This window comes from Rhizobium sp. ARZ01 (genome assembly GCF_014851675.1).
Lineage (GTDB): Bacteria > Pseudomonadota > Alphaproteobacteria > Rhizobiales > Rhizobiaceae > Mycoplana.
Genome location: NZ_JACVAE010000001.1, coordinates 254,148 through 268,772, shown reverse-complemented (window position 1 = coordinate 268,772; position 14,625 = coordinate 254,148). Strand labels below are relative to the sequence as shown.

Genomic DNA, 14,625 nt, shown 5'->3' with positions numbered 1-14,625 from the left:
CTTGTCAGCCCGCGATCTTGGAGAAATCCGCAACCGTGCCGGTTGCCGAACGGATCGCGGCCAGCAGCGCCAGGCGGTTTGCCCGGATCGCCGCGTCCTCGTCGTTGACGAGCACGTCTTCGAAGAACGTGTCGACGGGTGCTCGCAGCTTCGACAGCGCCGTCATGGCAGACTGGAAGTCCTCCTTGGCAACGGCGCCGGCAGCCTCGCCCGTGGCAACCACGATCGCATCGTGCAGGTCCTTCTCCGCCGCAATCTTGAAGAGGTCGGAGGAGACGCCGTCGGCGACCACCGTGCCCTTCTTCTCCTCGGCAGCCAGAAGCTGCGTGGCGCGCTTGGTGCCGGCGAGAAGGTTCTTGCCGTCCTCGGAACTGATGAAGGCCGTCAGCGCCTCGACGCGGCGGGCGACCATCAGGAGATCGTCGGCATCCGGCGTCAGCACCGCGTCGATCAGGTCATAGCGGGCGCCGAGATCGCGCAGGTAGACCTTCAGGCGGTCGTGGAAGAAGGAGAGGAGATCGGCATCCTTGACGACCGACAGTAGTGGCAGGCGAACACCCTTCTCCAGCAGGATGCGGATGACGCCAAGTGCCGCCCTTCGCAGCGCATAAGGATCCTTCGAACCCGTCGGCTTTTCGTCGATGGCCCAGAAGCCGATCAGCGTATCCAGCTTGTCGGCCAGTGCGACCGTGATGGCGACCGGATCGGAGGGCACGCGGTCGGAGGGGCCTTGCGGCTTGTAGTGATCCTCGATCGCATCGGCGACGGCCTGGGGCTCGCCCTGCAGGAGCGCATACTTGTGGCCCATGATGCCCTGGAGTTCCGGGAACTCGCCGACGGCCTCGGTGCGCAGGTCCGCCTTGGCGAGCACCACGGCGCGATCGACGAGCTTCGAATCAGCGCCGGTGACCTTGGCAAGCTCCGCAGCCAATGCACGGATGCGCTGGACGCGCTCACCCTGCGTGCCGAGCTTGGCGTGGAAGGTCACGTTCAGCGCATCGAGCTTGGCCATGCGCTGGTCGAGCGGCTTCTTCAGGTCGAGGCCGAATTTTTCCGCCGAGGCGACGAGCGTATCGAGGTCCGGCAGGTCCTGCTGGTCGCGGGTCCAGAAGTGGCGGGCGTCGGACAGGCGAGCGCGCACGACCTTGCCGTTGCCGTGGACGATCTCCTTGCCGCCGTCCTTCGCCTCGATGTTGGCGACGAGAATGAAATGGTTGGACAGCCCCTCGCCGCCCGCCGGACGGGTGACGAAGCACTTCTGGTTCGTCTTGATCGTCAGGCGGATGATTTCCGCCGGGATCGCCAGGAATTCCTCCTCGAAGGTGCCCATCAGCACTTGCGGCCATTCGACGAGGCCGGAGACCTCCTCAAGCAGCCCTTCGTCCTCGACCAGTTCAAGGCCGTTGGCAAAGGCGATGTTGGCGGCGTCCGTGGCGATGATCTGCTTGCGGCGCTCGGCATCGAGAATGACCTTGGCCTTTTCCAGGCCCGCCACGTAGTCGGCGAAGCGGCGCACGGTGAAGGCTTCCGGCGCGTGGAAGCGATGGCCGTAGGTGACGTTGGAAGCGACGATGCCGTCGACCTCGAACGGAATGACCCGGGTTTCCTCGGTTTCCGAACCGAACACGCAGACGATCGACTGCAGCGGGCGCACCCAGCGCAGCGCACCGGGCCTGGCGGAGGCTACGCCGGAGCGCATCGGCTTCGGCCAGGGGAAATTAGTGATGATGCCCGGCATCACCTCGGCAATGATCTCGTCTGCCGGCCGGCCCTGCTTGACGATATGAGCGACGTAGAAATCGCCCTTCTTCGGATCGCTATGGACATGCGCCTCGGAGATCGAGGCCAGACCTGCCTTGCGCAGAAAGCCCTGGATCGCCTGCTCGGGAGCCGATGTTGCCGGCCCCTTGATATCCTCGCGCACGTCGCTCGAGCGCGCGTTGAGGCCGCGAATGTCGAGCGTCAGCCGGCGCGGCGTCCAATATTCCCGAGCGCCCTCGTAGGTGAGGCCGGCATCCACCAGCGCGTCGGTGACGAGCTTCTTCAGGTCGCCAGCCGCCTTGCGCTGCATGCGGGCGGGAATTTCCTCGGAACGGAGTTCTAGCAGAAGATCGGGCATGTCAGCTTTCCTCGCCCTTCCCTTCATCGGGAGGGTCGGCACCAGGTGCCGGTATGGGATGATTTTCGATGGCCTCTGCTAACAAAATTTGTCGCTGCTGCACAACCGCAAAAATGGTGTCGAGAACCCCGTCGATGTCATTGAGAACGTCGGCGTTCCAGAAGCGCAGCACCTGATAGCCTTGGGCTTCAAGGAACGCAGTCCGCAGCCCATCGCGCACGACACCGTCGTCGGTCGCATGTTGACTGCCGTCGAGTTCGATCACGAGACCGATCTGGTGGCAGGCGAAGTCAGCAAAGTACGGACCGATCGGCACCTGTCTGCGGAAATGGGCGCCTTCGAGCGGGATCCTCCAAAGATGGCTCCAAAGCTTGGTTTCCGCATCGGTCACATTCGCCCGCAAGCGACGACTATTGGAGACTTTGAAGCGATTGAGCTTTGATGCCTTCCCTTTCATCGCGAACTCCAAGACGCCGATACCGAGCGTTGACACCCTCCCCTTGAGGGGGAGGGTCGGCACGAAGGGCCGGGGTGGGGTGGCTCCCAACACCAGCCATGGATCACCCCCACCCGCCGCTTCGCGGCGACCTCCCCCCTCAAGGGGGAGGTGGAGACTACCAGCCTCCCCCGCCGCCGCCGCCACCGCCGCCTCCGGAGAAGCCGCCGCCGCCGGAACTGCCGGAGAAGCCTGAGGACGAGCTCTTCGGCGGGGGAGGAAGAGAGGACGTGATCGTGTCGGCCATGGAACCGGCAAAGCCGCCCATGCGATCAGCGAAATTGCCGGAGCTGAAGCCGTCGCCGCTGTACCAGCTCGGATGGTAGGTGGTAGCCGCCGCCCCGGCCGCAGCTGTCGCCAGCCAGAGTTGGAAGGTGTCGGACCAGGGCTTTTCGACGCCGAGTGCGACCGCATAGGGCAACAGCGTCTCATAGTGGCGCGGCGACATTTCCGGTGCGCCCGCCATGTTCATCCGCTCCTTTTCGGCAAGCGTCAGATACTGGCGAAGCCCGTCGATCCCATCCATCATCTTCCGGCCGATCGGCGTCGGCGCCCCCATCAGGAAGTAGAAAAGCAGGTTGAGCAGGATGATGCCGCCGACCGCGGCGAGGATCGGGAGGTTCCCGCTTTCGATGCCGCTTGCGACGAGCCCGGCCAGAACCGCGCCGAAGATGCTCAGGAACACGAAACCGAAGAAGGCGACGATCACGACCGACATGATGCGCTGGCCGAGGCTTCTGGCGCCGCCCAGCGACTTGCCGAAGGACACGGAAAAGACGGAAAGGAAAAAAGCCGCAGCGGCCGGGACGACGACCAGCACGATCCCATCCTCGGACAGATTGCCGAAGAAGAGGAGCGCCAGCAGACAGAGCGCGGACAGCACGACGCCACCGACGATATAGCCCCAATTGGCGTGGTAGTACTTGTCGCGGTGCTCCGCCTCCATCGACTGGCGGAACCGGGCCCCGAGCGTCTGGACGCGGGAACCGTTGGCCTTGTCGATGACGAGGCGGTCGCCTTCGCCGCTCACCGATTTCAGCAGGACGCCCTCGCCGATCGGAAGCTTGCCATCCACCGGCTTAGCCGTGCGGGTCACCACGATCGATTGCTTCAGGTCGTCGAGCGTGACGAGCCCTTTCACCGCGAGGTTCAGCAGACCTGCTGAAAGCGCCGTCCAGCCCTCACCGCCGAAACCCTTGTTGTCTATGTAGTTCACGAGCGCCGGCGAAGCACCATCAGGTGGATGCCACTGCGGGACGATGACGCCGCCGGCGGGATCCCGCCCTGCGACGATCCAGGCGCGCAGATAATAGAGCGCGACCAGCAAAAGCCCGCCGATGCCGATCAGTGATCCGGCATTGTCCTTGAGAAACCACCACCGCTCCTGGGCGGCGCTTGGCCTGTCGATGCTCCCGGCGGGAAGCTTTACGCCGATCGTCAGCCCTTCATGCGCGCCGAGCCCACGGGTCGTGATGAATTCGGCCTGATTGCCCGCCGAACTGGCCCGGGCGTTCTTGCCGGTATCGCCATAGGCGCCGGTGAAATAAGTCAGCTCCTGCGGTTCGATGCCTTCCGGAAGCATCACCGTGGCAGAGGCCAGCCGGATCGGAAACGCCCATTCCGTCCCCGTGACGTTCCAGAACAGTTCGTCATACGTTTCGAAATAGCGGATCTGGCGGTCCGTCCGGTAGGTCAGTTCATAGGTGTGCGGCCCCGGATCGAGCAGTTCGTCGGAGGAGCCGAAATAGATGCGGATTGCGCCGCTCTCCTGCTCGGTGTGATACGGCTCGGTGTCGCCGTCCCGCAGCACCTCCAGGATCTCGAAGCCGACCTGCCGCTGCCGACCCTCGTCATCGATGATAGTAAGCGGAAAGTCGCGATAGATGCCGCGACGGATGAGATCACCCTCGGCATTGACCTCGATCGTCTCGGTGACGGTCAGCTCCCCGTCCTTGGCCACGTCGATATCGGCGTGGAAGGAGGATATGAACTCCGCCGCCTGACCGACACCGGCCGCAAGAAGGGCGATCAGAAATAGGAAAGAGGCTGCGATCCGCGACATGACTGCTCCGGCTCTCAGAACTTCACTGTGGGGACCGCACGGTCGGCCGCGTTCTCGATCTCGAAAAACGGCGCCTTGACGAAGGAGAAGGCCGTCGCGAGCAGGTTTGAGGGGAAGCTCTCGACCTTGACGTTCAGATCACGCGCGGCACCGTTGTAGTAGCGGCGCGACATCTGGATCTCGTCTTCGATGGTTTCGAGGGACTGCTGCAATTCGCTGAAGTTCTGGTTCGCCTTGAGGTCGGGATAGGCCTCGGCGAGCGCCATCAGCTTGCCGAGCGCCTGGCCGAGCATGCCTTCGGCGACGGCGCGCCCGGCAACGTCGCCCGCCGGCACCGCCTGCGCCTTGTTGCGCAGTTCCACCACCTCTTCCAGCGTTTCCCGCTCGTGCTTGGCATAGCCCTTCACCGTCTCGATCAGGTTCGGGATGAGATCGGCGCGGCGCTTCAACTGCACGTCGATGCCGGACCAGGCCTCTTCCTTGACCTGCCGGGCCCTCACCAGGCCGTTGTAGAGAAGGATCGCGTAAAGCGCGACCACCGCTGCGATTGCCAAGCCGATCATGGGTGTCCTCCGTTAGTCGAGCGCCGCGACAGTAGCATTCACGAGGGCATAGGGAAGCCCCTCGCCCGGTTTCGCTCCACAGTTGCAACAGGAAATCATTCCGCGAGCGGAAGCCGCGGCTTTGCAGAAACGTTTCAATCCGTCCGCTCAATGTGACCGGCAGAACGATATCGACGTGTTCCCCAGGGAACCGCTGGAATGTGCGGTCGGCGCGACAATCGGGCCATCAAGCAGCATCAACCTGCAAGGCCAACGGCGATGAAAGCGCTCGCAACCACCCTCAACATCCTCGGCTTCACCGCCCTCTTCATCGCCTATACGGCGGGCGTCCCTGATGAACGTCCGGCCGGTGTGCGCCGGGCGCTACAGACCTATGGCTGCCAGTCGCAGACCATCGCGTTTCCGGTGCTCGATCGGTTGCGCGAAATGGGCGTGATGGTGAGCGAAAAAGGGGTGAACGGATGAGATCAGCAATGAATCCCACCCGTTCGATGCCAGAACGGTCGACCGTCTACTACGCCGCCTTGCCGAGCCAGTTGACGCCGCCGGCATCGGTCAGCAGGAAGGCTTCGTCTAAACTCCGCTGGCGTACTTCGCCGCGGTAGCTCTCAAGCGATCGGAGTGTTCGTAGATTTGATCGAGTGAGTCGATAATGATCCTCTCCTCGTTCTCACCGTCGAAAAGACCTATGTATTTCACCGAGCGATTGAACCAGAGCCGCGACAGCGGCTTTCGATTATTGTTATCAATGAGTATTCCGCAGTAGGATTTTTGATCACGCATTATGATTCTCTGCGGACTGATCGTGTCGCGCACGATCGCCTTCACGATCATGTATCCTTCGCGCTCCTCATCTGTCGTCACAATCTCCGGCTCGTCCGCGATTGGATCATCAATTTTCTCGATTACTTCCTGCGTGTCCGCAAGTGCGCTCGACAGGCGGCTTTTAACAGTGTCCATAATCACTTCTCTGAAGGCCGCTCGAACAACACCCGTCAACATTTCTCGGGCCGTCGCGGTCATCCGCCCCTCGTAGACCTCACCCGCTACCATTCGCACAAACTCCTCGGAGGGATCTTCTATCAGCTTGGAGATCACCTGCTTGACGCCCGACGTGTACTTCAGCCGTTCCGCCGTAGCCAAAATCGCCGATACATCGAAAGAAGATTTCTCGAACTTTCGCAGTTCGTTGACTATGCCGGCATTAAAGTCGGTTACGTCAAAGACAAAGAATGGCCGAACATCGAGTTTGTTTGGAGCCTCCAGATCAGTGTAGAAATTGAAGGTGCGCCCATTCGTTAGAATGGCAAACTTTGCATTTGTGACACTGAAATAGCGATAAAGTTGATCAAGGTGTTTCTTATCTAACGCGACGGATATTGGCTTGCACTCTATCAGTATCCGGATATCGCCATCGATCTTTATTGCGTAGTCGACCTTTTCGCCCTTCTTTCCTACGGCATCAGCCGTGAATTCGGGTATGACCTCGGACGGATCGAAAACGTCGTACCCCAATGACCGCAGGAATGGCAGAACAACGGCAGTTTTCACCGCCTCTTCCGTGGCCATTGTGCTGGAATGCGACTTCACGCGCTCAGATATCGCGCGCAGGCTCTCTTCAATTGTGCTCATGATTCCCCCACCCGTTATCCGGGCAGAGTTACCTACGTCGACGCCATCGTCAAGTTGCAGACCAACAAGACTACAGTGTCTACTACGCAGCCTTGCCCACCCAGTTCACGCCGCCGGCATCGGTCAGCAGGAAGGCTTCGCCGCAGGCCTTTGCCAGCGTGCGGACCCTCAGGATGTAGCTCTGCCGCTCGGTGACCGAGATGACGCCACGGGCGTCGAGCAGGTTGAAGACGTGGGAAGCCTTGATGCACTGGTCGTAGGCCGGCAGCACGCACTTGTGGTAACCGTTGGCCGCGTCGCCGGGCGCGCCGGCGGCGAGCAGCGCCAGGCACTCCTTCTCCGCATCGACGAAATGACGATGCAACATCGCCGTATCGGCGAATTCGAAATTGTGGCGGGAATATTCCTGCTCGGCCTGGAGGAAGACGTCGCCATAGGTGATCTTGTCCTCGCCCTCGCGACCGTTGAAGTTGAGGTCGTAGACGTTGTCGACGCCCTGCACGTACATGGCGAGGCGTTCCAGGCCATAGGTCAGTTCCCCGGAGACGGGGGAGCATTCGATGCCGCAGACCTGCTGGAAATAGGTGAACTGCGACACTTCCATACCGTCGCACCAGCATTCCCAGCCGAGACCCCAGGCACCGAGCGTCGGGCTTTCCCAGTCGTCCTCGACGAAACGCACGTCATGCAGCAGCGGATCAAGGCCGATCGCGGCGAGCGAGCCGAGATAAAGCTCCTGCAGGTTCGACGGGTTCGGCTTCAGAAGAACCTGATACTGATAGTAGTGCTGCAGGCGGTTGGGGTTCTCGCCATAGCGGCCGTCGGAGGGACGGCGGGACGGCTGAACGTAGGCTGCTTTCCACGGACGGGGGCCAAGGGCACGCAGTGTCGTTGCCGGATGGAACGTACCCGCGCCGACTTCCATGTCGTAGGGCTGCAGCACCGCGCAACCCTTGTCCGCCCAGTAGTTGTGGAGCGTCAGGATCAGCCCCTGGAAGGAGCGCGTCGGGTGCATGTGGTCAGGCAGGGCGGCAGCGGTCATCGGTCTTGTCCGGATGGGTCTTTGGATGCGCGGACAGGTGCCACGACATGCAGGCACGGTCAAGGGTTCGGTGGCCCCTTTCGCACCCACACAGCGCCGTCAATGCCGTTCGAGCGACCGGAAGAGACCGGAACCTGCCGGCTGCGTCGTGACCGCCGACTTGCCCGGTGCAAGGTCCGGGACATTGCGAAAGACGGTGCGCGAGAGAGGCGACAGCCGCGACCGGTACCACCCGGCGAGCAATTTCACTTCACTTCGCAGCGAAGCCTCCGCCTGCCAGCCGAGAGCGGCGAGCGCCCGCGTCGAAACTTGGGGACGGTCCTGATTGCCGGGGCGACCGTTGTTGAAGGCGACGCCGGCGACGGGATCCGGCACCGCATCGAGCACCATGCGTGCGACCTCGAGGACCGAATAGGTCTCCGGTCCTGAGATGTTGTAGACGCCGTTCCGCTCGCCGCGGCTGATGACGGTGCGCAGGCCTGCGCAAAAATCCGAGATCGCCAGGAAAGAGCGGCGCTGATTGCCGTCGCCATGAACAGACAGCGGCTTGCCGACGGCGGCAAGCTCGAGGAAGCGCGGCAGCAATTTCTCGGTGTTCTGTCGGGTGCCGACGATGTTGACGGGACGCAGCACGCGTATGTCGAGATCGTAGACCACCCGAAGACCGGAAAGCAGCATCTCGGCCGCAGCTTTCGAGGCACCGAGAGGATTGTCCGGCTGCATCGGTGCCGTTTCGGCGAGCGGAGTGCTCGATGGACCATAGACCTCGGCCGTGCTCACGTGGATCATCTGCGGCACGCGACGCCGGGCCATCGCTTCGGCCAGCACCTGCGTGCCGATGGCATTGGAGACGCTGAAGCGCTCGGGCGATAAAAAGGAACGGTCGACATGGCTTTCGCCCGCGGCGTTCACGACCAGATCGGCGCCGCGCAATGCGTCGGTCACGAGCTCGAGATTGCCGATATCGCCCTGACGCAGCGTCACGCGACCGGTGCGCATGGCGCTGTCCAAGTTCGCCATGTTGGCGGCATAGGTGAAGGCATCGATGACGCGGATCTGTGCTGCCGGGCAGGCATCGAGCAGATCGTCGACCACATGCGAGCCGATGAAGCCGGCGCCACCCGTGACGACGATGGTGCGGATGCTGGCGAGGTCGAGCGAAGCCATGATGTCTGCCTTCCCATGTTTTGCAATCTGGAATGGCAGATTTCGGAGTTTTGGCCGGGTAGTGCAATGCGGGCGGGCGGATCGGCAGATCTTTATGCGGCGTTAACCTTACGCGACCTGGTTAATGACCCGGTTCGACACGGAAGGCAGCGCCAGAGTCCCGAAACGGCACAACGGCAAGCTACTCGTCGTCCCGGCGAAGGCGGTATTCGCCGGTCTCGGGATCCTTCACCAGCGTGCCGATCGCACCGGTTTCGTGTTCCTTCTCCGCGGCGCGGCGCTTGCGCGAAAGCCGCTCGGCATCGGCGACAAACTTGCGGTAACCCAGCCAGGCGACCGCGACGACGATCAGCAGGAAAATGAGTTGCGGCATTTCTCCTCCAAGGCCCTATCGGCCGTAGCGCGACCACAGCGCCTTCTCTTCCGCGATCTCGGCAAGCGCGCCGATCCCGGCCGCTCCGGCCTGCTCTGCGGCAGCGGCGAAAAGACCCGCGCCGACGCCCGGTATCTTGCGGCCGAAAAGGCCACGTGAAGGCGAAATCAGCTGCAGCCTTGCATTCGAACCATAGCGGCGGCGAATCTCGCCGCGCATGTCGGCGAGGCCGTCGATGAGCCCCAGGGCCAGGCCACGCTGACCAGTCCAGAACAGGCCGGTAAAAATGTCAGGATCGCTGGACAGACGCGGGCCGCGCCGCTCCTTGACCATATTGATGAAAACGTCGTGGATCTCGACTTGCAGCGACTTGAGATACTCGATGTCGGATTCCCGCTCCGGCTTGAACGGATCGAGGATGACCTTGTTTTCGCCGGCGGTATAGACACGCCGCTCGACGCCGATCTTGCGCAGGAGTTCCGGAAAGCCGAAGCCGCCGGAAACCACGCCGATCGAACCAACGATTGAGGTCGGATCCGCGAAAATCTCGTCGCCCGCGAGGGCAATCATGTAGCCGCCGGAGGCTGCGACATCCTCGACGAAGATGAGGACGCGCTTGTTCTTCTCGCTGGCAAGATCACGAATGCGCTGGAAGATCAGCCGCGACTGCACCGGCGAACCGCCGGGCGAGTTGATGGCGATGGCGACGGCTGGCGCGTCCTTAACGGCAAACGCCTTGTCGAGGACGGGGGCCACAGTGGCAAGGTTGAGCGCCGGACGAAACTGCCCGCCGCCCGCCATGATTGCGCCATGCAGCCGCACGACCGGAATGGTGACGCCCTCCTTGCGGAATCGTTTCGGCATCAACTTCCTGAAAAATCCGGCCATGTCGCTATCGAGTCTCCAATGCGCACTCTAGCGCCAGATGTATGCACATGGCGGAAAAACGCAATGGTTTCCGGGTAAAATTGGGCGGGTAGCAGGCGCTTCACCTTGAGAAACCCACTTGCCGCAGAGTCAGCCACTTACGCAGCGTCAGCACATTCCGTTGAGTCAGGAGCGTCTTCTGCTTGCAAGCCTTGGATAGGACGTGCGCCCGTTGTTCAGATCGTCCACGGCGGCAGAAAAGCGGTGGCTGTCGTCCTCGTGCATGATGAGCGGCGCGCGCATCGTCAGGCGCGCCCGCGAGCCCTTGATCGCAGTGATGAGAATACGCACGGCACTTTCTCCGGGGCGCGGGTGCAGGGGGGTGATCTCGATGCCGCCGAACCGCTTGCCGCAGGCGTCGATGATCTCCGCGATCGATTCCGGCCGGGCGATGAGTGAGAGCTGCCCGCCGGGCTTCATGATCGCGCCAGCAGTACGGATCCATTGCTCGAACAGCCCGTCGTCCATTGCATGCGCCTCGGCCTTGAGCGCGTCGGGCGTACGCCGGTCGCTGGCGTCATTGAAGGGCGGATTCATGATCACGTGATCCTGGATCTCGTCCTCAAGCCCCGTGGCAAGTCGCGAGCGGCCCGTGAGCGTCACGTCCGCCTCGATGATCTCGATCCGGCCGGCAAGACGTTCGTTTTCCGGAAGCGCAAGGCTCATTCGCGCATATTGGGCCATCACCGGCGAGCGTTCCACCAGCAGGAGATGCGCGCTCTCGATCCGGGACGCGACCGCGAGGCCCGCCGCCCCCGCTCCCGCGCCGAGATCGGCGACATGCATCGGTCCGTCGCCCGTGACGAGCGAGGCAAGCAGCATGGCATCCATGCCGGCGCGGTGCCCTCCGCCCTTCGGCTGCACGAGGTGGAAGCGACCGCGATGAAAGGCGTCGATCGTGTCAGTCACCGGCATCAGGGTCGCAGCTCCGCACCCAGTCCGGCATCCCGAAGAATGCGCCTTGCCTCGTCCTCGCGCTCCGCATCCACCAGCAGCCGACGCGGCAACATGCCGAGCGAGCCTTCGAGGATGCTCATCCCCTGATCTGCGATGAGACAATGGATGCCCGCATCCTTCATCAGGCTTTCAGCGAAGGAGAGCAGGACTGCGTCGTTGGTCCGGATCAGTTCGATCATTCGTTTTCCAGTTATATTTGCGAAAGCGAGACATTTCGCCTCTTGCTCCGACAGCCCCCCCTTTCTATTGTCCCGCGACAGAATTGAACAGGAGTCCGGGCATTTGGGCGTCGTGATACCGCTTGACGAGGGCAAAAACAAACTGGCGTCGGTGAAACCGTTGGTGGACCTGACGAAAGCCGACATGGAGCGCGTTAACCAGCTGATCCTGTCGAAGGCCGGCTCCGACGTCCAGATGATTCCGGAAGTTGCCAATCACCTGATTTCCTCGGGCGGAAAGCGCCTGCGGCCCATGCTGACGCTCGCGTCCGCCTCGATGTTCGGCTACGAGGGCGATCATCACATCAAGCTCGCGACCAGCGTCGAGTTCATGCACACGGCGACGCTCCTGCACGATGACGTGGTCGACGAAAGCAATCTCCGCCGCGGAAAATCGACAGCCCGGATGATCTGGGGCAACCAGGCAAGCGTACTCGTCGGCGATTTCCTGCTCGGCCAGGCGTTCAAGATGATGGTCGAGGTCGGTTCGCTAGATGCGCTCGACGTGCTCTCCTCCGCCGCCACGGTGATTGCTGAAGGCGAAGTGCTGCAGCTCTCCGTCGCCAAGAACATGGAGACGACAGAGGACGACTATCTCGAAGTCATCCGCGCCAAGACGGCAGCGCTCTTTGCCGCAGCAGCCGAAGTTGGCCCGATCGTCGCCAACACTGGCCGGGCCGAACGCAATGCGCTGAAGTCCTACGGCATGAACCTCGGACTTGCCTTCCAGCTGGTCGACGATGCGCTCGACTATGGCGGCAAGGCCGCCGATCTCGGCAAGAACGTCGGCGACGACTTCCGTGAGGGCAAGATTACCCTCCCCGTTATCCTCGCCTGGCGGCGCGGAACGGCCGAGGATCGCGCCTTCTGGCGCAAGGCGATCGAGGGCGGCGAAAGCGATGAGGCCAACCTGGAGCACGCGCTCGGGCTGATTACTCGTTACGGTGGCCTGTCGGACACGATCGCGCGCGCGCAGCACTACGGCACGATTGCCCGTGACGCGCTGGCGCCGCTGCCGGAAAGCCCGTGGAAATCCGCGCTTCTGGAAGTGATCGATTTCTGCATCTCCCGCGTGAGCTGATCGCGATCAGTTTCGCAGGAAATTCTTGCCGCACCGCGCCAAAAAAGCCATTCTCTCAAGTCATGTGTCCAGGTGATTTGGACAAGATCGCGACGTGGTCGGCGGCCGCACCTGCCGACCCCACAAGTGTGAAAGGCATCTGCATGCGGCATTCCCTGATCATCAGGCTTCTCTCGGGCGCCGCCATCGTGGCCGGCATTGCCTTTTCGGGTCTTCCAGCCGCCCAGGCCCAAGATGCGCCAGCCGCCGCAACCGAAGAAGCTCCCTTCGATCCACAGAGCGTCAACAGCTTTTCCGGGGCTTTCCTGGCGGCCCGCACCGCCGATGTCGACAAGGACTTCAAGAACGCGATCGCGCTCTATCAAATTGCCCTGCAATATGACCCTACGAACACCGAGGTCAAAGAGCGGCTGATGATCACGCTCCTGATGGATGGCAGGTTCGACGAGGGCGTGAAGCTGGCCGAAGCACTGAAGGGCGACGCGGCCGTCGAGCGTATTACAACGGTCGTGCGCGGCATGGACGCAATCCGCAAGCGGGAGTACCGCACAGCCGAGAAAATTCTCCGCTACAGCGGTCCGAACGATCTGGACCGAATGATGAATGGCCTGCTGCTGGCCTGGGCGAAATTCGGTGACGGCAAGACGAAGGAAGCGCTCGCCACTATCTCGGACATGAAGGGCCCGGACTGGTTCGGGATCTTCAAGAACTACCATGCAGGTGCCATTGCCGCCGCAGCCGGCGACAAGGCCACGGCACGCAAGCGGCTGAACGACGCCATCCTCGATCGCGACGGTGGCAGCGCGGCACCCGACACCTTCATGCGCGCGGTGATGACGCTTGCCCGGCTCGAGGCCCGCGACGGCAACAAGCAGAAGGCGCTCGACGCAGTTTCCGTGGGTGAGAACCTGATCTCGAACTATGCGCCCCTGAAGGCGCTGCGCGAGGGAATTGAAAGCGGCGAGAAGCAGGATCAGCAGGTCCGTACGGCAGCCCAGGGCGCTGCCGCCGTGCTGTTTTCGATCGGCGGCGCGTTGAACCGCGAAGGCGCGGAAGATATCGTCTCGCTCTATCTGCAGATCGCACGCGCGCTCGACCCTGACAGCGCCGACACGCTGGTGCTGCTCGGCGGCATCGCGGAGAGCCAGAAAAAGCCTGAACTGGCGATCGAGTACTACCGCCAGGTGCCCAAGGATTCGCCGATGCGTCGCATCTCCGAGCTGCAACTCGGGTTGCAGCTTGCCGATCTTGGCAAGGTGGATGAGGCAAAGAAGCACCTCAAGGCGCTGATCGACGCAGACCCGAAGGACATGCGCAGCTACCTCGCCTATGGCAGCGTCCTTTCGGATGCCAAGGAATACAAGGAGATGGGCGAGGTATATGACCGCGCGGTCGAGCAGATCGGCAGCGTGCCAAACCGCTCGCACTGGACGATCTTCTTCCAGCGCGGCATTGCCTATGAACGCCAGAAGAAGTGGGATCTCGCCGAGCCGAACTTCCGCAAGGCGCTGGAATTGAACCCGGACCAGCCGCAGGTGCTGAACTATCTCGGCTATTCCTGGGTGGATATGAACATCAATCTGGACGAAGGGCTGGAGATGATCCGCAAGGCGGTCAGCATCAAGCCCGACGACGGTTACATCGTTGACTCGCTCGGTTGGGCCTACTTCCGCCTCGGTCAGTATGACGACGCGGTGGCGGAGCTCGAGCGAGCCGCCGAGTTGCGGGCGGGCGATGCGACCATCAACGACCATCTCGGTGACGCCTACTGGCGCGTTGGCCGCAAGCTGGAGGCGAACTTCCAGTGGAACCGCGCACTTGGTCTCAAACCCGAGGAAGCCGACATCCCCAAGATCAAGGCCAAGATCGAAGCCGGGCTGCCCCAACTGACCGATACGCCTCCAGCCGCCGCCCAGGCGACGGACAGCAAAGAGCCGATCAAGACCCCATCACTGACTGTGACGGAGACTGACAAGAAATCCTGATCC

General features: G+C 62.3%; 14 protein-coding genes. 3 read left to right on the top strand and 11 right to left on the bottom strand.

Annotation, left to right across the window (positions count from 1 at the left end; genetic code table 11):
- Nucleotides 1–4 precede the first annotated feature (4 nt).
- The 4 genes from glyS to IB238_RS01195 all read right to left on the bottom strand — a co-directional run bounded on the left by glyS (nucleotide 5) and on the right by IB238_RS01195 (nucleotide 5,240).
- Complete coding sequence (gene glyS, locus IB238_RS01210; protein WP_192242663.1) at nucleotides 5–2,119, bottom strand: glycine--tRNA ligase subunit beta; 2,115 nt, start codon at nucleotides 2,117–2,119, stop codon at nucleotides 5–7.
- A 1-nt stretch (nucleotide 2,120) separates the two neighbouring features.
- A complete protein-coding gene (locus IB238_RS01205; RefSeq protein WP_192242661.1) occupies nucleotides 2,121–2,576 on the bottom strand; it encodes an endonuclease domain-containing protein in 456 nt (151 codons plus the stop codon).
- A 157-nt stretch (nucleotides 2,577–2,733) separates the two neighbouring features.
- On the bottom strand, nucleotides 2,734–4,677 hold the full coding sequence (locus IB238_RS01200) for a DUF2207 domain-containing protein (protein WP_192242658.1): 1,944 nt from the start codon (nucleotides 4,675–4,677) through the stop codon (nucleotides 2,734–2,736).
- A 14-nt stretch (nucleotides 4,678–4,691) separates the two neighbouring features.
- On the bottom strand, nucleotides 4,692–5,240 hold the full coding sequence (locus IB238_RS01195) for a LemA family protein (RefSeq protein ID WP_192242654.1): 549 nt from the start codon (nucleotides 5,238–5,240) through the stop codon (nucleotides 4,692–4,694).
- 258 nt (nucleotides 5,241–5,498) lie between these two features.
- On the opposite strand from IB238_RS01195, the gene IB238_RS01190 reads away from it, so the two are divergent.
- Nucleotides 5,499–5,705 carry a hypothetical protein gene (locus IB238_RS01190; protein WP_192242651.1) on the top strand — a complete coding sequence of 69 codons (207 nt, stop codon included), beginning with the start codon at nucleotides 5,499–5,501 and terminating at the stop codon, nucleotides 5,703–5,705.
- Between the two features lie 108 nt (nucleotides 5,706–5,813).
- Here the strand turns inward: IB238_RS01190 and IB238_RS01185 are convergent, their stop codons facing one another.
- The 7 genes from IB238_RS01185 to IB238_RS01155 all read right to left on the bottom strand — a co-directional run bounded on the left by IB238_RS01185 (nucleotide 5,814) and on the right by IB238_RS01155 (nucleotide 11,517).
- The gene (locus IB238_RS01185; RefSeq protein ID WP_192242648.1) at nucleotides 5,814–6,872 is read right to left on the bottom strand and encodes a type I restriction endonuclease; all 1,059 of its coding nucleotides are present in this window, start codon (nucleotides 6,870–6,872) and stop codon (nucleotides 5,814–5,816) included.
- An 82-nt stretch (nucleotides 6,873–6,954) separates the two neighbouring features.
- A complete protein-coding gene (locus tag IB238_RS01180) occupies nucleotides 6,955–7,914 on the bottom strand; it encodes a glycine--tRNA ligase subunit alpha (protein ID WP_192242645.1) in 960 nt (319 codons plus the stop codon).
- A gap of 99 nt (nucleotides 7,915–8,013) precedes the next feature.
- A complete protein-coding gene (locus IB238_RS01175; RefSeq protein ID WP_192242642.1) occupies nucleotides 8,014–9,081 on the bottom strand; it encodes an NAD-dependent epimerase/dehydratase family protein in 1,068 nt (355 codons plus the stop codon).
- A 181-nt stretch (nucleotides 9,082–9,262) separates the two neighbouring features.
- Nucleotides 9,263–9,454 (bottom strand): hypothetical protein, encoded by a 192-nt coding sequence (locus IB238_RS01170; RefSeq protein WP_192242639.1) that lies wholly within the window; start codon nucleotides 9,452–9,454, stop codon nucleotides 9,263–9,265.
- Nucleotides 9,455–9,469: 15 nt separating this feature from the next.
- Nucleotides 9,470–10,342 carry a S49 family peptidase gene (locus IB238_RS01165; protein WP_192242636.1) on the bottom strand — a complete coding sequence of 291 codons (873 nt, stop codon included), beginning with the start codon at nucleotides 10,340–10,342 and terminating at the stop codon, nucleotides 9,470–9,472.
- Between the two features lie 165 nt (nucleotides 10,343–10,507).
- Entirely contained in the window at nucleotides 10,508–11,296 is a 789-nt protein-coding gene (locus tag IB238_RS01160; protein WP_192242633.1) for a methyltransferase, read from the bottom strand.
- Nucleotides 11,296–11,517 (bottom strand): DUF2007 domain-containing protein, encoded by a 222-nt coding sequence (locus IB238_RS01155; protein WP_192242630.1) that lies wholly within the window; start codon nucleotides 11,515–11,517, stop codon nucleotides 11,296–11,298. Before IB238_RS01155 ends, IB238_RS01160 begins: the two co-directional genes overlap by 1 nt.
- A gap of 103 nt (nucleotides 11,518–11,620) precedes the next feature.
- Here IB238_RS01155 and IB238_RS01150 point away from each other — a divergent pair, with 103 nt between their 5' ends.
- Nucleotides 11,621–12,637, top strand: coding sequence for a polyprenyl synthetase family protein (locus IB238_RS01150; protein ID WP_192242626.1), 1,017 nt, complete (start codon nucleotides 11,621–11,623; stop codon nucleotides 12,635–12,637).
- A gap of 143 nt (nucleotides 12,638–12,780) precedes the next feature.
- Nucleotides 12,781–14,622 carry a tetratricopeptide repeat protein gene (locus IB238_RS01145; RefSeq protein ID WP_192242623.1) on the top strand — a complete coding sequence of 614 codons (1,842 nt, stop codon included), beginning with the start codon at nucleotides 12,781–12,783 and terminating at the stop codon, nucleotides 14,620–14,622.
- The last annotated feature ends 3 nt before the right edge of the window (nucleotides 14,623–14,625 follow it).